Annotated in this window: 11 protein-coding genes; 4 read left to right on the plus strand and 7 right to left on the minus strand. The window is 53.8% G+C overall.

What is annotated here, in order from left to right; all coding sequences use genetic code 11:
• Positions 1–245 precede the first annotated feature (245 nt).
• The 3 genes from D4L85_RS12770 to D4L85_RS12780 all read left to right on the plus strand — a co-directional run bounded on the left by D4L85_RS12770 (position 246) and on the right by D4L85_RS12780 (position 9,680).
• Positions 246–5,819, plus strand: coding sequence for an alpha-2-macroglobulin family protein (locus D4L85_RS12770; RefSeq protein WP_119754673.1), 5,574 nt, complete (start codon positions 246–248; stop codon positions 5,817–5,819).
• 61 nt (positions 5,820–5,880) lie between these two features.
• Positions 5,881–8,244 carry a penicillin-binding protein 1C gene (gene pbpC / locus D4L85_RS12775; RefSeq protein WP_119754674.1) on the plus strand — a complete coding sequence of 788 codons (2,364 nt, stop codon included), beginning with the start codon at positions 5,881–5,883 and terminating at the stop codon, positions 8,242–8,244.
• An 89-nt stretch (positions 8,245–8,333) separates the two neighbouring features.
• Positions 8,334–9,680, plus strand: a complete 1,347-nt coding sequence (locus D4L85_RS12780) for an OmpA family protein (protein ID WP_119754675.1) — start codon at positions 8,334–8,336, stop codon at positions 9,678–9,680.
• Here the strand turns inward: D4L85_RS12780 and D4L85_RS12785 are convergent.
• From D4L85_RS12785 to D4L85_RS12805, 5 genes are all read right to left on the minus strand, one after another.
• Positions 9,677–11,203: a tetratricopeptide repeat protein gene (locus D4L85_RS12785; protein WP_119754676.1), complete on the minus strand. Its 1,527-nt coding sequence runs from the start codon at positions 11,201–11,203 to the stop codon at positions 9,677–9,679. The two genes, D4L85_RS12780 and D4L85_RS12785, sit on opposite strands and share 4 nt — an antisense overlap.
• A gap of 61 nt (positions 11,204–11,264) precedes the next feature.
• The gene (locus D4L85_RS12790) at positions 11,265–12,635 is read right to left on the minus strand and encodes a pyridoxal-phosphate dependent enzyme (protein WP_119754677.1); all 1,371 of its coding nucleotides are present in this window, start codon (positions 12,633–12,635) and stop codon (positions 11,265–11,267) included.
• Between the two features lie 115 nt (positions 12,636–12,750).
• Positions 12,751–13,674 (minus strand): aspartate carbamoyltransferase catalytic subunit, encoded by a 924-nt coding sequence (locus D4L85_RS12795; protein WP_073133545.1) that lies wholly within the window; start codon positions 13,672–13,674, stop codon positions 12,751–12,753.
• Between the two features lie 5 nt (positions 13,675–13,679).
• Positions 13,680–14,222, minus strand: a complete 543-nt coding sequence (gene pyrR, locus D4L85_RS12800; RefSeq protein ID WP_174236153.1) for a bifunctional pyr operon transcriptional regulator/uracil phosphoribosyltransferase PyrR — start codon at positions 14,220–14,222, stop codon at positions 13,680–13,682.
• Positions 14,223–14,301: 79 nt separating this feature from the next.
• Positions 14,302–15,405, minus strand: coding sequence for a peroxiredoxin family protein (locus D4L85_RS12805; protein ID WP_119754679.1), 1,104 nt, complete (start codon positions 15,403–15,405; stop codon positions 14,302–14,304).
• 234 nt (positions 15,406–15,639) lie between these two features.
• Here D4L85_RS12805 and D4L85_RS12810 point away from each other — a divergent pair, with 234 nt between their 5' ends.
• Positions 15,640–16,065, plus strand: coding sequence for a hypothetical protein (locus tag D4L85_RS12810; RefSeq protein ID WP_160143696.1), 426 nt, complete (start codon positions 15,640–15,642; stop codon positions 16,063–16,065).
• 19 nt (positions 16,066–16,084) lie between these two features.
• On the opposite strand, the gene D4L85_RS12815 is transcribed toward D4L85_RS12810, so the two are convergent.
• Both D4L85_RS12815 and D4L85_RS12820 read right to left on the minus strand, forming a co-directional pair.
• Complete coding sequence (locus D4L85_RS12815; protein ID WP_119754681.1) at positions 16,085–17,557, minus strand: hypothetical protein; 1,473 nt, start codon at positions 17,555–17,557, stop codon at positions 16,085–16,087.
• A gap of 16 nt (positions 17,558–17,573) precedes the next feature.
• Positions 17,574–19,187: a hypothetical protein gene (locus D4L85_RS12820; RefSeq protein ID WP_160143697.1), complete on the minus strand. Its 1,614-nt coding sequence runs from the start codon at positions 19,185–19,187 to the stop codon at positions 17,574–17,576.
• Positions 19,188–19,193 lie beyond the last annotated feature (6 nt).

Here is a 19,193-nt window from a genome sequence, read left to right on the forward strand (position 1 = left end):
TTTCGAAGCGTTCATCAGTAGAAGGAAAATTTGAGCGGAATCCATTTTTGAAATATCGTTGGCACAATTCGCAAAAAGCCTCTTATCTTTTATAGGAGGCTTTATTTTTTTGGTAAGCCGCCATCACTACCCGCCTGTTTACCAGGCCTTTTTTTTCACCGGACTTCCTGTTTTTTTATTTTTTGATACCACCGATTTCGGTAGCGGTTTTTTTTCGATCTTTTCAACAAATCTCCCCAATCCATATGCAAAACATCTCCTGGAAGAAAGTTGCCATCGGCATCGTCACCGTTGTGGTCCTGGCCGTCGGTATATTTTATGCGACTACCCTCAAAGGCAAGAAGCCTGCACAGACCTTTGTGAACCCAGCCTTTGGCGAATACATTTCTTCCTACACCGCGGGTGTGGTCCCCTCCAGCTCAACCCTGCGCATCATCCTGGCGGCCGACGCGGTAGACTCCCTGGCGGTGGGCCAGGAGACTTCCGTTAACCTTTTCTCCTTCAGTCCCTCGGTAAAGGGAAAGACTACCTGGCTTGATCGCCGGACCGTGGAGTTCAAGCCCGACGCCCGGCTCGCATCCGGCCAAACCTATGAAGTGAGCTTCGCGCTGTCGCGACTCGTGGAGGTGCCGCAGGAGCTAAAGACCTTTGAGTATTCCTTCCAGGTGATCCCGCAGAACTTCGAGGTCTCCATCGAGAATGTGAAGCCTTATGTAAAAACAGAACTCAAACGCCAACGCGTGGAGGGCACCCTGGTCACCGCCGACGTGGCCGATGCCGCCGCGGTGGAGAAGACCATGGAAGCCACCCAGGACGGCAAAGCCCTGAAAGTGACGTGGACCCACACCGCCGAAGGCAAGCAACACCCTTTTGTGATCGAAGACGTAGCCCGCAAGGAGACGGCCAGCGTCGTGAAACTCTCCCTGGACGGCCAACCCCTGGGCATCAGCCAGGGCGATACCCGCGAAGTGGAGATACCCGCCCTGGGCGATTTCAAAGTGATGAACGTGCGCGTGGATCAAAGCTCCACCCAGCATGTCGTCATCCAATTCTCCGATCCCCTCAATGAAAAGCAAAACCTCGACGGCCTGGTCTCCCTCAACGACGTGGGTACGCTCGACTTCGATATCAAAGACAACGAGATCCGCGTCTATCCGCCCGTGCGCCAAGCGGGCTCCAAAACGCTGAAGCTCGAAGGCGGCATACGCAACGTACTCGACTATAAAATGAAGAGAGACACCACCATGGAGGTCGTCTTTGAGCAATTGAATCCCGCCGTGCGTTTCACCGGCAAAGGCTCGATCCTTCCCGGCACCGATGGACTGATCATGCCCTTCGAAGCCGTGAACCTGAAATCGGTGGATGTAGAGATCGTAAAGATCTATGAAAAGAACGTCCTCCAATTCTTCCAGGTGAACGACTACGAGGGCAGCCAGGAGCTGCAACGTGTGGGTCGACCCATGTTGCGCAAAACCATTTCGCTGGAAAACGCGGGTGTGACCGATCTGGGCAAATGGAACCGCTTCACCCTGGACCTCTCCAAAATGATCAATACCGAACCGGGCGCCATCTACCAGGTGCGCATCGGCTTCAAGCGTTCTTACCTGGCCTATGTGTGTGACGGAGGTGAAGAGACCGCCTCCGCCAACGACATGCAAGGCGTGGGCGAAGATTGGGAAGCGCAATCTGAAGATGAAAACAGCTACTGGGATTCATACGAAGAATATTACTACGACGAAGATTACGACTGGAACCAACGCGACAATCCCTGCAACAGCTCGTATTACACCGGTGACAAAAACATCCGGCGCAACGTGCTGGCGTCCGACCTCGGCTTGCTGGCCAAACGCGGCAGCGACGGCAACACCACGATTCTCGTCAGCGACTTGAAAACCGCGCAACCCCTTTCGGGGGTTATCCTCGAGCTCTACGACTACCAACAACTGTCCATCGGCACGGCCACGTCGGGTTCCGATGGCAAGGCCGTGATCAAATCAAAAGAAACACCCTTTGTGTTGCTGGCCAGAAAAGAAGCACAGCGAGGCTACCTGAAAATGCAGGACGGCGAATCGTTGTCGATCAGCAATTTCGATGTCGGTGGAGAACGCGTGAGCAAAGGATTGAAAGGCTTGCTCTACGGCGAGCGCGGCGTATGGCGCCCGGGTGATTCGCTTTACCTGACGTTTATCCTGGAAGATAAAATGAAGCTGCTGCCCGCGGCACACCCCGTGGTGTTGGAGCTTCAAAATCCGCAAGGGCAAGTCACCAACCGGCTGGTGCGCTCTACCGGTGAGAACGGATTCTATTCCTTCGCCACAAGCACCGCAGCCGATGCGCCCACGGGCAATTGGACGGCCCGGGTGAAAGTGGGTGGTGCTGAGTTTTCGCAACCCGTAAAGATCGAGACCGTAAAACCCAACCGCCTCAAAATAAACCTTGACTTTGGCGTAGAAAAGATCACGGCCGGCAACAGCAACGTGTCGGGCAAGCTCAATGTGAAATGGTTGCACGGCGCCCCCGGCCGCAACCTGCGCGCGGAGTTCGAAGTGCTCCTCACCAAAGCAGAAACAAAATTCCAACGCTACCCCGACTTTACATTCGAAGATCCTTCGCGCGGGTTCTCCAGCGAAGCAAAACCCATCTTTGAAGGCAATACCGACGACGACGGCAACGCTGTGGTAAACACCACGCTGGAGCCTTCCGAAAATGCTCCGGGTATGCTCAATGCTGTGTTCCGCGGCAAAGTGTACGAGGAAAGCGGCAACTTCAGCATCGATCGCTTCTCGATACCCTATTACCCTTACACGTCGTTCACGGGCATCCGGCTGCCACTCGGCGATAAGGCACGCGGCATGCTGCTGACGGACACCACCCATCGCGTAGACGTGGTCACCGTGGATGCAGACGGCAAACCGGTGTCGCACGACGGCATTGAAATGTCTCTCTACAAACTGAACTGGGCGTGGTGGTGGAGCTCGGAGAGCTCGAACGCCGACTACATGTCGTCCACGACCACCCAGGCCATGGCTAGCGGCACGATCCGCACGGTAAATGGAAAAGGAGCGTGGACCTTCAAGGTCAAATATCCGGAATGGGGCCGTTTCTATGTGAAGGCATATGATCCCGTATCCGGTCACACCACCGGCAAAGTGGTGTACATCGATTGGCCGGGTTGGGCAGGAAGATCGCGTGGCGGCAATGAAGGCGCCACCATGCTGTCGTTCTCATCCGACAAACCATCTTATAGCATTGGCGAGAAGGCAACGCTGACGATCCCGGGCAGCGACCAGGCGAGGGCTTTGGTCAGCATCGAGAATGGCAGCAGCGTGTTGCAAACCTATTGGGTGGATACAAAGAAAGGCGACACACCTTTCTCTTTCGAGATCACCAAAGAAATGACACCGAACATCTTCGCGCACGTCACACTGGTTCAGCCCCACGCACAAACCACCAACGACCTGCCCATGCGTTTGTATGGCGTGATACCCATCGGTGTGGAAGATGCGCAAACCCACCTGGATCCCGTCCTGGCCATGCCCGACGTGCTGGAACCCGGCAAAGAGGTGACGATCAAAGTATCGGAAAAGACAAACCGGAAAATGACGTATACCCTGGCCGTGGTCGACGAAGGCCTGCTGGACCTTACCCGCTTCAGAACGCCCGATGCCTGGAGCCGCTTCTATGCCCGCGAGGCCCTCGGTGTTAAAACGTGGGACGTTTATGATGATGTGATGGGCGCCTTTGGATCGCGCATCGAAAGACTACTGGCCATCGGTGGCGACATGGAAGGCGCCGGCAAGGAAGACGACGCCAAAGCCAACCGCTTCAAGCCCGTGGTCAAATTCATGGGACCGTTCACGCTGAGTGGCGGCAGCCAGGAACATAAATTCATCATGCCGCAATACATCGGTTCGGTAAAGACCATGCTGGTGGCTGGTTACGAAGGCGCTTATGGTAAAGCGGAAAAAGCTACTCCCGTGCGCAAACCGCTCATGGTGCTGGCCACCTTGCCGCGTGTGCTGGGCCCGGAAGAAAAGCTGAAGCTGCCCATTACGCTTTTCACGATGGAAAAAAGTATCCGCAACATAAAGATCACCGTAAAAGCCTCCGGCCCGCTGCAAGTGGCCAACCCAACCCAGAGCGTGACCATGGCCGGCGCCGACATGACGGTGGATTTTGATCTGGCCGTGAAAAGCGCCACCGGTGTGGGCAAAGTGGAGGTGACGGCTTCGTCCGGAAACTATTCCGCTACCGATGTCATCGAGATCGATGTCCGCAACCCTAACCCGCCGGTATCCAAAGCAACGGAAGCGCTGGTGGAATCCGGAAAGACCTGGAACGGTAATGTCGAAGCGATCGGCATGGCGGGTACAAACTCGGCCACGCTGGAGGTGTCGTCGTTGCCGCCGGTCAACCTGGGACAGCGTTTGAAATACCTCCTGCAATATCCTTATGGTTGTATCGAACAAACTACATCTTCCGTTTTTCCTCAACTCTACCTTGACCAGGTGAAGGCACTCAACGATGGCGAGAAAGCCGCTGTCCAAAACAACGTGAAGGCCGGCATCGAACGCTTGAAATCGTTCGTGACGCGCGACGGTGGCTTTGGCTACTGGCCTGGCGACGATGACTCGCAGAGCTGGGGGTCGACCTATGCGGGCCACTTCTTGCTGGAAGCGGAAGCAAAAGGCTATTTTGTTCCCGGCGATATGTTGAAGCGTTGGAAAAAATATCAGCGCAACAAAGCGCAAGGCTGGCGCAAGAACCAGGAGGCCTACAGCAGCGAACTGATCCAGGCCTATCGTTTGTATTCACTGGCACTGGCCGGCGACCCGGAAATGGGCGCCATGAACCGCCTGCGCGAACAGCCGTCGTTGTCGTCGACCGCCAAGTGGATGCTGGCCGCTGCCTATGCCAAGGCCGGACAACCGGAAGCTGCGAAAAAATTGATCGCGAACTTGTCTACTACCGTGAAGCCTTATCAGGAACTGGCTTACTCTTACGGTTCTGATCTACGCGATAAGGCGATCATCCTGGAGACGTTGTTGTTGGTGAACGATCGCGTGAAGGGCTTCGAGCTGGTAAAAGATATATCCGCGTCGCTGAGCAACGGCTCGTATTGGATGAGCACACAAACCGTGGCGTGGTGTCTCAAATCCGTGGGCGCCTTTGCCGGTTCTGAAAAGAAAGGACCGATCAAGTTTACATACACCTACAACGGCAAGACCTTGGAAGCGCAGACCGACCTCACCGTGGCACAAGTGCAGTTGCCCGTGGATGGCGTGAAATCACGCGCCGTAAGCGTAGTGAGCGCCAGCAAAGGAACCCTCTTCCTTCGCCTGATCACTGACGGAACACCGGCGCGCGGAACGGAAGAGGAAGCTGAAAACAATCTCTCCCTCGACGTGGTCTACACCAACACTGATGGCGGCTCCATTGATCCCGCACACCTGGAACAAGGCACGGAATTTATCGCGACCATAACCGTGAGCAACCCAGGCCTGCGCGGCCAATACGAAAACCTGGCCCTCAACCAGATCTTCCCCTCCGGCTGGGAGATCAACAACCTGCGTCTCGACGAAGCCGAAGCCCGCCTCAAGAGCGACCGGCCGACCTACCAGGACATCCGCGACGACCGGGTTTATACCTATTTCAATCTCAATGCCGGCCAACACAAAACCTTCAAGGTATTGCTCACGGCCAGCTATAGTGGAACGTATTATTTGCCGGCCGTGTCTTGCGAGGCCATGTATGACCACAGCATATACTCCCGCAAGAAAGGCATGGAAGTAGAGGTGACGAAACGCGTAACGCAATAATCTACCGGTCCGCGTGCTTGCTGTTTTCCGGCAGGTACGCGGACCTTTTTTTATCAAAGAAATGAAACGCCTGCTGAAGTATAGGGTATGGGTTGTGGCGACGGTGCTTCTTCTTGTTGTCTATTATTTTATTCTCCCCCGCCGCCTGTTCGACGATCCGTATTGCACCGTGCTGGAAGATGCTCAGGGCGAACTGTTGGGGGCCACCATTGCCGCCGACGGGCAGTGGCGTTTTCCGGAGATCAAATCAGTGCCAGAGAAATTTTCTACGGCCTTGCTGGTGTACGAAGACAAACGCTTTCGCCATCACCCGGGAGTCGATCTGCTTTCCATGGGGCGTGCCATACGACAAAATATTCAGGCACGGAGTGTGGTGAGCGGGGGCAGCACCATTACCATGCAGGTCATCCGGTTGTCGCGACGGGGGAAGGCGCGCACGGTTTTTCAGAAAGCGATGGAGATGCTGTTGGCCACGCGCCTGGAGTGGCGCCTTTCTAAAGACGAGATCTTGTCGCTCTATGCGTCACATGCGCCCTTCGGCGGAAATGTGGTAGGGTTGGAAGCCGCATGTTGGCGATATTTTGGCCGCGACCCCCAAGAGCTTTCCTGGGGAGAAGCGGCGTTGCTGGCGGTGTTGCCCAACGCACCGTCGCTGATGCACCCCGGGAAGAACCGGGAGCGTTTGAAGGCTAAGCGCGACCGAGTGCTGGAGGCCTTGAAAGCGCAAGGTGTCATCGATGCGTTTGCTTGTTCGCTGGCCCAGGATGAGCCCATTCCAGAGGCACCCCAGCCGTTGCCACGCCTGGCCCGCCACTTGTTGGCGCGGGTGGCGAAAGAGGGTGGAGAGGGTTATAAAGTGAAAACAACGTTGCGAGCCGGCCTCCAACTGCGGATCGAGCAGTTGGTAAATGAACATCATCAACGGCTCGCCAGCAATCAGATCTTTAATGCCGCAGCCCTTGTTGCCGATGTGCGCACGGGCAATGTATTGGCCTATGTGGGAAATACCGAAACCAAAGTTCCCGGAAACTATGGCGACGCCGTAGACGTCGTGACGGCGCCCCGCAGCACCGGCAGCATTCTCAAACCCTTTCTCTATGCTGCCATGCTGGATGAAGGAAAAATATTGCCGCATACGCTCGTTCCCGATGTGCCTACCTTTATCAACGGTTTCTCTCCGAAGAATTTTTCGCATAGCTATGACGGCGCCGTGGCGGCCGACAAAGCTTTGATCCGGTCGTTGAACATCCCTGCGGTCCATCTCCTAAGAAGCTACCGGTATGAAAAATTTCATACGCTGCTCGGCAACATCGGTTTTTCTACGTTGACCAAGCCCGCCGATCACTATGGTTTGTCTCTCATCCTCGGAGGTGCCGAAGGCACGCTGTGGGATATTACGGGCATGTACGCGTCCATGGCGCGCACGCTCACGAACTATTTCGGCCATCCCGGTTCAAACCGCTACGACCGCAATGACTTTCATTCCCTGCAATACTTGCCAGTCGATACCACCCAGGAAACGCCTGCGCTGGATGCAACCTCATGGCTAAGCGCCGGCGCCATCTATCAAACTTTTGATGCGCTGAAAGAAGTCTATCGCCCCGGCGAAGAAACGGGCTGGCGCTATTTCAATAGTTCCAAAAAGATCGCCTGGAAAACGGGCACCAGCTTTGGCTTTCGCGACGGCTGGGCCATTGGCGTCACACCCGACTATGTGGTGGGCGTATGGGTGGGCAACGCCGACGGCGAAGGACGCCCGGGCCTCACGGGAACAGATGCCGCCTCGCCACTCCTCTTCGATATCTTTGCCCAGCTGGATGGCCAGCGATGGTTCCAACTTCCGCGCATGGAGATGGAGCAGATCACCGTCTGTGCCGAAAGTGGCCATCGCAACACGCCACAATGCAACGTAGTGGATACTGCCTGGGTGGTGAAACAGGGATTGCAAAGCGCGGCGTGCCCGTATCACAAAACGGTATACCTCACCAAGGACAAAAAATTCAGGGTGCACAATTCTTGTGAGCCTGCGGCACGCATGGTGGAAACCCGGTGGTTTGTGTTGCCCCCTGCGCAGGAATATTATTTTAAGGCTCATGCGCTATCGTATCGCTCACTACCTCCTTTCCGAAAAGATTGTGAAGTGGCATCGGGCGTGGCCATGATGGACCTGATCTATCCCAAGCCGGGCGCAAAAATTTTTATCCCGCGTGATCTAGACGGTACGTTGGGTAGCACTGTTTTTGAGTTAGCACACCGCAATGCCACGACGCTGGTCTATTGGCATCTCGATGGGGAGTATATCGGCAGCACCCAGCGCACCCACAAGTTGCCGCTGCGGCTGGGCGAAGGTCGGCACACCCTCACCCTGGTGGACGAGAACGGCGAATCTGTGGAACAATCTTTCGAAGTACTGTCAAAAATGTAAGCCCCTGACAGGTAGAATCTTAATTGTATTTTGTTGATTCTTTGCTATATTCGTGGAACTTTTTGTGCTTGCACAATAAACCCAGTGTTATGAAGACCTACAGATTTTTTGCACTGGTAGGGATTTTAGCCATTATCTTTTTTGATCAACCTACCGTAGCGGCGCGTTTGGAGCAAGCGCCGATGGAGGAAACTCCGAACTATGTCGTTATCGGCGCCTTTTCGGTGCATCGAAACGCGCTGCGATTCACGGCCCGGGCCCACTCGGAGCTGAAAGTGAACGCCCGGTTTGAAATGAATGCCAACCGGAACCTGTACTATGTCTATGTGCTGAGCACGGACGACCACTCGCTGGCCATCCGCGAGGCGCTGCGGCTGCGACAGGAATCCGAATATACCGATACGTGGGTCTATCACGGGCCACTCGGTAAACAGAGTGCCGGAGTGATCGCCGATGCCAGCGGCACCGACATCAACCCGGAAACCCGCCAGAGCATGGCCGATGTGAAGCGTCGCGATCCGGCTTCATCAAAGGAGACCAAAGCTACTTCGCCGGGCTCGTCTGCTCCCACCGGGACCGCCCAGGAACAGAGCCGTTCGTTGTCGCCCGCCGGGGCATCTCCGGCAGCCCCCACAAGTGAACAGGCAACTTCACCGGCAGTATCAACCACCTCACCAACAACGACCACACCTGCCCCCACCACCGCGAAGGCGGAGCCGGACAATGGCGTGGAGGGGAAACGTTTCTTTTTCAAACTCATTCGCGCGATGGACCAAACCCAGGTGGAAGGCGAGGTAGATGCCATCGACACGGAGCGCGCACGCAAAATGGGAACCTACAAAGGAAACGCCCCCGTAAAGGTCTCGACACCCGCCAACAAGTCGGGACAGATCTCGCTGGTATCCGAAGTGTTCGGCTATCGCAAAGTGCAACACGACCTCAATTATAATGCCCCGGAAGGCGAGGGCATCGCTACCGACGATCAGGGCGACATCGTCGTGCCCTTTGACCTGGTGCGTCTGCAAAAAGGCGACGTGGCCGTTATGTACAATGTATTCTTCTTTAAGGACGCCGCGATCATGCGGCCCGAGTCGCGTTATGAGGTGACCAGCTTACTGGAAATGCTTAACGAGAATCCGAAGTATAGAATAAAGCTTCACGGCCACACCAACGGTAGCGCTGCGGGCAAAATCATTTCCCCGGCAAAAGACAGCAAGAATTTCTTTTCGCTTTCCGACACCAAGGAAGGCTTTGGCTCGGCCAAGCAATTGTCGGAAGCGCGTGCCGAGATCATTCGCGACTACCTCGTGGCCAATGGCATCGACACCGAGCGTATCGAGATCAAAGCATGGGGCGGTAAACGGCCGCTGCAGGATAAGAACAGTACGCGGGCACAGGAAAACGTGCGTGTCGAGGTAGAGATCCTGGAGAACTAGTCGCGTTTCTCGGGATGGATAGAGGCCTCCAGGTTTTGGCTGATCTCGCGGATGATGCAGTCCAGTTGGTCGCCACAGGTTTTTAAATGTTTCAAAATGATCTCGTGCTCCTGCGGGTCAGCTTGTTGGATCAGGCTGATCAGTCCCAGCATGCTCGCGACCGGCGCCCTCAGTTTGTGCGCATTCACAAAGGTATATTCCGCAAGCTTCTGATTTTGAACCACCAATTGGCGCGAGCGTTCGTCGATGCGGGTCTCCAACGAGCGGTTTAGCTCCTGCAGGGTCTCGTTCAGTTTCAACAGCGACGCGGCTTGGAGTTCGATAGAATTTTTCTGGGAATGGATCTCCTCATTCTTCCCTTTCAGATCGGCATTGGCCACGAGGATCTTCCGGCGTTGGCGAAATAGGATGATCGCAAATACAGCAGTGATGACCAATAAAATGGACACCGCAGCGATCAGATTCTCGCGTTCGATCAATTGCGTATCCTTCAATTCTTTCTCGATGCGCAGCTCCCGGTTCTCGCGCTCGCGCATTTCCGTTTCGTAGATGGCCTGCACCCTTTCCACCTGTTCCGATTTCAGCAGCGAATACACGCTATCCTTGAGCGCATTGTGGCGCGTCAGAAAATACAGGGCGCGGTCGTAGTGTCCCAGGGTGCTGTCGATGCGGAAGTACTCCAGGAAGGCCGTGATGCGCAGGTCGGGCACCTGGAGCGTTTTCGATAGGGCGGAGGCCTTGTTGAGATACTGGAGCGCTTCGTTGAGGTTGCCCTCCAGGCGTCGCGCGCGGGCCATGTCCTGGTAGGTTTGAATGAGCGACCGCGTTTCGCCCAATGCGATCCAGGCGTCCTGCGCCGATTGAAATTCCCGGAAGGCCTTTGTATAATCTTTTCGCTCCACGTTGATGCGGGCAAAACACCAATGGCAATAGGCGATGACGCGTTCGTCTTTGCTCACTTGAGCCAGCGTGAGCGCATGGTTCAGGTAATCCTCGGCTTTGCCGTATTGGCGCATGGTCACGTAAAGCTCACCGATGTTGTAGAGCGTCAGCGCACGGGTGGAGTCGCCGCGTTTCAGATCCAGCGAACGCTGCAGGTATTCCAGTGCGCGCTCGTTTTCACCCAGCCGCTTGTTCACCTCACCGATGTTGTTGTATACACCCGACAAGCCAAAGCTGTCGTGAATGCTCAGGTATTGACGGGCCGCCAGCAGATAATAGTTTTGAGCAAATTCGTAGATGCCTTCATACCAATAGGAGTTTCCCATCACCGTGAGCGCCCGCGCATAGCCGCGGGTATATTTCAATTGTGTAGAAAGGTTGATCACGTAAGAACTGACGTGCCGCGAGGCGGCCGGGTTGGTCTTCAGGTACGACGAGGCCAGCGCATTCAGTTTGATCACATAGTTGCTGTCGAGCGCTATTCCCATGAACTTCTGTTGGATACTATCGGGCAACGTGAATTGCGCCAGCGAAGTGCTCACGGAAAGAAACAGAACGAGTATGATAAAGGGAAACTTCAAATCCGAGAAGATTGATTCTTGATACGCCCAGGGGGAGGAGCAGTAACCTCCGGCAGACCGGTTAACTCGTCATGGCCTTCAAGACATCGTGTTGGGTAATGATGTGCACCTTCTCTTGTGCATCTCTCACCAAAACGGCTTTGTTGTCTTTGTTCAAAAGCGATGAAAGTACATCCAGGGTGCTGTCGGGCGCCACGAACTGCATGGGCTTGTCCATGATGTCGCCGACTTGCTTGGTTTGGAGTTGCGGGTCCTGGATGATCTTCTCCAGCAAACTGCTGGAGCTAACGCTGCCCACGAAGTTTTCATTCTCCGTTACCGGGATCTGATCGATGCCTTCGCGGTTCATCACCAGGATGGCATCGCCCACCTTCGAGGTCTTGCTGACGGTGTACAAACTGTTCTTGCCATTGCGGCTGGCAATGATCTCGCGGGCCGACCCGAACGAACGGGTTTCGAGGAAACCGTGGTCCTTCATCCATTGGTCGTTGTAGACCTTGGCCAGGTAGCGCGTGCCATGATCGGGAAGAAGGATCACCATCATATCGTCCTTCTTCAAATGTTCGCGCGCATATTCCAGTGCGCCGTGGATCGCCGAACCGCTGGACCATCCCACGAACAAACCTTCCTCACGCGACAGCCGGCGTGCACCAATGGCACCATCCTTGTCGGTCACCTTGATGAAGTGATCGATCACATTGAAGTTTACGTTCTTGGGCAGAATGTCTTCGCCAAAACCTTCGGTGAGATAAGGATAGATCTCGTTCTCGTCGAAGATGCCGGTCTCTTTATATTTTTTGAACACGGAACCGTAGGTGTCGATGCCGACGGTGACCAGCTTGGGATTTTGTTCTTTCAGATACTTGGCGGTGCCACACATGGAGCCACCGGTGCCGACCGTCGCCACATAGTGTGTGATCTTGCCTTCGGTTTGTTTCCAGATCTCGGGTCCCGTGGTTTCGTAGTGCGCTGCCGTGTTGCTTAGGTTATCGTATTGATTGGGATAAAACGAGTTGGCGATCTCCTTGTTGAGCTTGCGCGCAATGGAGTAGTAGGAGCGTGGATCGTCAGGGGCCACGTTGGTAGGGCACACGATGACTTCCGCGCCAACGGATTTCAGGATGTTGATCTTTTCTTGTGATTGTTTATCGGCCATCGTAAAGATGCAGCGATAGCCTTTTGCGGCCGCGGCCAGCGCCAGTCCCATGCCCGTGTTGCCGGACGTGCCTTCAATGATCGTTCCACCGGGTTTGAGGAGGCCTGCCTTTTCGGCGTCTTCCACCATTTTCAGAGCCATGCGATCTTTAGTGGAGTTCCCGGGATTAAAGTATTCCACTTTCGCCAGGATGGTTCCGGCGATACCTTTCGTCATTTTGTTCAGCCGCACCATGGGGGTGTTCCCGATGGTTTCAATGATGGAATTGTAGATCATGCTCCGCGTTTTAATAGAGGGACAAAATTACGGAAAATTATAGCGCGATGTCAGGAAAAGGGATGGGAGGAAGCAAGGGAAAATGCCCGTTTTCAGGCCTTTTCGGAGGACTTTGTTACTTGGCTCCGGCCAGGAGGTAGAGCACCGCCATGCGCACGGCAACGCCGTTTTCCACCTGGTCCAGGATGATGGAATGCGGCGAATCGGCGGCATCGCTGGTCAGTTCGACGCCCCGGTTGATGGGGCCGGGGTGCATGATGATGATCTGCTTTTTGAGACCGTCCAACATCCGCTTGTTGATGCCATAATACAGCGAATATTCGCGCAGGGAAGGGAAATATTTAATCTGCTGGCGCTCCAGCTGGATGCGCAGCACGTTGGCCACATCGCACCATTGCAGGGCTTTTTTGACATCCAGCTCCACCTCCACGCCCAGTTGGGCAATGAACTTGGGCAACAGGGTTGGCGGGCCGCACACCATCACTTTGGCGCCCAGCTTTTTCAAAGCGAAGATATTGGAGAGCGCCACCCGCGAATGCAGGATGTCGCCGATGATGGCGATCTTTTTACCCGCCAGGTCGCCCAGTTTTTCCCGGATCGAAAAGGCGTCGAGCAGGGCTTGGGTGGGGTGTTCGTGGGTGCCGTCGCCGGCGTTCACGATGTTGGCGGAAATGTGTTTGGCCAGGTAATGCGGTGCCCCGGGACTCGCGTGGCGCATCACGATCATGTCCACCTTCATCGCCAAGATGTTGTTGACGGTATCCAGCAGCGTCTCTCCCTTTTTCACGGAACTGTTGGAGGCCGAAAAGTTGATGACGTCGGCCGACAATCGTTTTTGGGCCAGTTCGAACGAGAGACGGGTACGTGTGGAGTTTTCGAAAAATACGTTGGCGATGGTCACATCCCGCAACGAGGGCACTTTCTTGATGGGGCGGTTGATGACCTCTTTGAAATTGTCGGCGGTCTCAAAAATAAGTTCAATGTCTTCCGGGGTGATGTCTTTGATACCAAGCAGGTGTTTTTGACTGAGTTTAGACATAGACCTTAATCCTTGTTGATCAACCAGATTTTATTTTGCTTATGACCTTGGGCTTCCAGCTCCACCAGCACGCGCTGCGACGTGAGGGTATTTACCACTTTGCCGATGTAGTCGGCGGCGATGGGCAATTCGCGGTTGTATTTGCGATCGATGAGTACCAGCAGTTCCACGGTGGCGGGCCGGCCAAAGGCGATCATGGCATCCATGGCTGCGCGGATAGACCGGCCTGTGAACAACACGTCGTCTACCAGTACCACTTTTTTGCCTTCGATGATAAACGGAACGCGGGTTTCGTTGGCTTTGACGGGGGTCTCGCGGCGTCTGAAATCGTCGCGATAGAACGTGGCATCCAGGTAGCCCAATAAAATGGTCTTACCCGTGTCCTGCTCTAATTTCCGGTGGATGATCTCGGCCAGGAAAATGCCCCGGGGCTGCATGCCGATGATGACCGTATCCGCGAAATCGTTGTGATTTTCAATTAATTGCTGGCAAAGACGCCTTATGGTAATGTCCAGGAGATCGGTGTCGAGGATGAGTTTTTTCTGCATAATTGCCAGGCAAATATAATAATTACCGAAAGATAAATCCCCGGACGCCCAGCAGGTAATAAAAAAAGGCTGTGCGGACCTACTTCAACATTTCCGCCAATCGCTTTCGCAACTCTTCGCCGCGAAGAGATTTGGCCACGATAACGCCCTTGTCGTCGATGAGAAAGTTCATGGGGATGCCATTGACGTCATAGATCAGGGCGGCTTCATTATGGGCTCCTTTCAGGTCGCTGACCTGCGGCCACGGTAAGCTGTCGTTTTGAATGGCGGCCATCCAGGGGGCGCGCTTGTTGTCGAGGGAGACACCCAATATCTCGAATCCCTTTTTGCGAAACTCGGCGTAGGTCTTCACCAATGCAGGATTCTCCTGGCGGCACGGTCCGCACCACGAAGCCCAGAACTCGAGCAGGACGAGTTTGCCGGATACAGCCGAGAGTTTCAGTCGCGTGCCTTCGGGTGTCGACTGTTCGAAGTCGGCATAGTGATCGTTGATCTTCAGGTCGCGACTCAGCGTGAGATACCGGTGAATGTCTTTGCCGAACGAGGTTTGTTTGTTGGCCTCGGTAAAATGATCATACAATTCCTGGGTGGCTTCCCTTCCATACGTCGAACCCATGATGCTGAGAATATTCGCGCTGACGATCGATTCGGGGTGATCGCGCAGGAAAGTTATCGAGCGATTCTGCAAGGCGGTTTCGGCGGCGCGCAATTGTGTCATCAACATTGTTGTGTCGGCCTTGGCTTGTGATATGGGAGAATAGATAAGTCTTCTCAGGCTGTCTACTTCCTCCCGGCCGGGGTCGAGGAATGCTTCATACTGATCATTCACTTGCTGTGTTGCAGATCCTGTTATCGTTGTGCCTCTGAATTTTCCTTTCTCGCCCGTAAGCGTTAGCGCAGCAGGTTCGGCCCAAAAGAATTTATAGTCGGTGTAGTTCTTCGTATGCAGGATCATTTGTGCCGCCGGCAAGGAATCGGGAAATGGACCTTCGATCTGAAAATGATCATGCATGACCTGTGCTGAATCCAATACATGATCATTATACTCAAGGAAAAACCACGTGCTGTCGGCAAACCCGTTCACCTGTGCTTGAATAGAAAATGTTGATGGTGCGTCGCTTTTTTTCTGATGACAGGCAACGGCCGCCCAAACGATGGCGGCGAAGAGTATTTTTTTTGACATGAGTCAATCTATTAAAAGCTGAAATGAATTCCTAATCCTTTGAAGGATGCACGACCATAGAAAAAAGTTTTCCACTACCGAAGTTAATGACGGGACTCTATACCCGTTTTCTAAGAACCACGCAAGCATGGTTTTCTGCCGATTTTGTGAACTGCAAAAAACTTTCAGAGGATCGGGTCACATTTGAAGCGTTTAACGAATGGAAGCGATATGACGAACGCAAACCTATTTTTTGTGAGCAAACTACCGAACACGGGCGGGCTAGACACCCTTCATATTCTCGGACCTTCCTATTTCGACCGAATCGACAGAAAACAACTGGACAACATCACGGACGACCTACACGACATCGTGCTGACCTTCTCGTTTATCAAAGGCTCGATGCCCTTGCGCAACTACCTTTTTCTAACACACATGCCACACCTGCTAAAGCGCATCCGCCCCGATGCGTTGGCCTGCCTGGTGAATCGCTACTATTGGTTGAAGAAATTCAGCGTTCACTACGAGAAGCGCGATAAAAAATTCGGGCTCTTGCAAAAGCAGATCGTGTCCATCATCGAAACCATCGACCACAACTTCCCGAACTTCGATTGGGACATCATTCAAGACATCCAACACCACATCCGCCAGGGCGACAACCGGCTGGAACGGGATGAGTGATCGTACACTACGCTGTTGCCTATTGATACGTGATCTTGTTGATGTAGAACACCCTGCGTTTTCCTGAAGGGCCCGTGATCTCCTGCACACCGTAGGCATAAAAATAGCCGTTGTACCAATACTCCAGCTTATTGATGTCGCTTTGATCGCGCTTCACAATTTCATTGGTCGAGTGCGTACGAATGGGTTCAAACGTTTTGCCCTCCAGCACTTCATTGTTCTGGATGATCTTGGTGCGTAACTGATTCTCGAAAAGGTAGAGCAGTACAATTTTGTCTTTCTTTACTTCCAGCTTTACAAACTGTTCCAGCGTGTAGGTGCGAACGTCGTTGATCTCAAAACTGTTGTCCCACAACAACCTGCCCTGGTGGTCGAAGCCCATCACCACGGCGTGGGTATATTGATAGCCATCGAAGATACGACCATCGCGGATCATGGAACCATTGAAGTAGGGGTTGCCAAACGAGCCATATCCCGATGAGATGGTGGTGTAGTGTGGATAGAAGGCTTCGCCGAGCAACACGTATTGATTATTATAAGGCACGATCTCGTGCACGAGGAAGCGGTAGTTGAATTTTATTTTTTTGCCTTTGATCTTCCGTCGCTGGATGCGTTCCTTCACCCGCGCCTCACGTTTGGCTTTCATGTATTTGAAGAAGTTCTCCAGGTCGCCATAACCATAGTAGCGCAGTCTTTCCGCTCCCTTCTCGTCGACGCTGGCCAGGAAAAGACCGCGCGAATATTCGGAGTTGCGCGCGCCGTAGACGCCGGCGATCAATTGCGTGTTGTCGGTGGTCTTCATGGAGCGCGCGAAGATGAGGTGCTTGCCAAGCTCCGGTCGAAGCGCAAAGTTGTTTTGAAGGTTGCCGTCCGCGTCATAGTTCTTTAGCCACACCGTTTTTTGTCCTTCAAAGTTGCGCGCACAGATCACGACATCGAACGTGGCGTCGGGATAGAGTTTGATCTGGGTGAGCTCGCCCGTTTCGTTGGCCAGGCCCGGCAGTATTTTTGATTTATGGGTGGCGAAGGAATAATACATCACCACTGGGACGTGATTATAATATCCGCCAATGAGCACGCCGTTTTTTGTCACCTGGAACTCCGAGGGCGCAAAGGGAATAAAATTGCGGATCACGTGGACGATGAATTTTCCATTGCTGTGGTCGAGTGCCACCACCTGGAAGTCGTTGCGTGTATAGTCATAATAACGGAAAAGCAAATAGAGATAATCGCTATCGGTTTTCTTTCCCATCAGCAGGAGCTTGCGATCCACGGGGAGATAGCCCTTCCAGTCCTCGTGAAAGACGGTGTCCAGTTTGATCAACTCCAACTGGTCGGTGGGGTGTGACGCCAGGCGGCGGTAGAGATAAACGCCGTGGTCTTGTGCGGGGATGATCTCGAAGAAGTTTTCGTCGCGCGACAGCGGAAGCTCATAGCGGTTACTTTGCTGCAACTGTTGAGCAAAGCTCGGTTGCAGGCAGCAGGTCAGCAAAAGCCAAAGGACAACCCTAGTGGACTTCCACCTTAATGATGTAGAATACATCGCGTACTCTATCCGCTTTCGTGACATTGCGCACGGTTTGATAGCCCCACACATAAAAACTGTTGCCGGTCCAGTACCGCACGCTGCCTTCCCCTTCTTTTTCCGACCGTATTTCGTCTACCGGGTCACTGACCAGCATCTTTGCCGAACTTTCGGAGGCGCTGTCTTCCGATAGAACAATAGATTTCAATTTCAGTTCCGATTCCTTTTTATAGAGCAAAAAAAGCTTCTTCTCGTCCAGGTAGAAATCCGAAACCTGCTCGATGCCCGACATCTTTACATCGGCGATTTTAAAGCTGTGATCCCACTGCACTTTACCCGTGGGATCGAAGGAGACCACCACGCTCTCCGTAGCCTTGATCTCGTCCACATTCTTGGTGTTGTTGCCGTAGGCATAGGGGCGATACATACGGCCCATTCCCGGGTAGTAATAACCGGGGTAATACGAGTTCATCCCGTATGGACTATAATACGGATTGTAGTAATACGGGTTGGAATAATAGGGATTCATGTTCGACACGGGGTTGAATACCTCCGCCAGCAATAGGTAGCCGTGTTCATACTCCATCACTTTATACGGCTGTACATAACTGGTGAAATTGGGGATCTTGCCATCGGCCAGGTCTTGTTTGGAGCTTTCCTTGATGCGGGCGGCACGCTTTGGGCTGAGGTAGTCGAGGTAGTGCGAAAGTTGGCCAACGTCCAGGAATTTTATTTTCTGTTCGTTGAAGGGATCGATGGTCACAAAATAGAAGCCGATGGACTGTTTGGAGTTTCGTTCGCCCCAGGTGCCCAGGATGCTGAGGTCTTCGCGCGCCAGCGCGCTGGTGATACCGGCCTGCAGGGCTTTATTTTCATCGATGGGGACAAGGTCTTCCAGGAGTTGCTTGCCGGTGTCGTCGAACGTGCGGAACACCAGCTTGCGATTTTCCTTTGAGCCGCCGCGGTCGATGAGCACGGTGTTGAAAGTCTGGTTTAGGTTGGTCCGCAGGTCCACCAATTCCGTGTCTTTTTGAAAGAAGCCGGGTAGGACGCGGATGTGATTGTTGGGAAGCTCGAACAGCAACACGGCGGGTTCGTTGTTCACATAGCCCCCGAAGATGAAGTTGCTGCCGGCCTTGATAAAGTGTGTCAGCTTGAAATCCAGGTCGGGTTTGAAATGATGTTTGACGTTCTCCCAGGTTTTGAGATTGATCTCCACGATCTCGAAATCATTTTTGTTGGTCTCACCCGTGCGGTAGAGCAAGAACAGCGTTCCCAGTGTCACTTCATAGCCGATCATCTTGTTGCGGCTGTTCACTTCCAGTTCGATGGTCTTCTTTTCCTGCAGGGCGGTGTCCAGCAAAATGAGCTCCCAGATCTTGTTGTTGTTCTGGAATTTGTCGCGTTCGCGAAAAAGCGCCAGCCCGTCGTCCACCAGCGGAATGACATTGAAGTAATCGTCCGACATTTTCTGATGCCGCTCAAAGCGATGCGTCTGCACCAATTGGGCAACGGAGGCCTGGGCGGCGCAGAGGAGGGCCATGAGCAAAAGCATGCCGACCGTGAAGGACGATGTGTTCCGGGGGAAAGGGCGCATCGGGTA

The organism is Chryseolinea soli (assembly GCF_003589925.1).
Taxonomy (GTDB): Bacteria; Bacteroidota; Bacteroidia; order Cytophagales; family Cyclobacteriaceae; genus Chryseolinea; species Chryseolinea soli.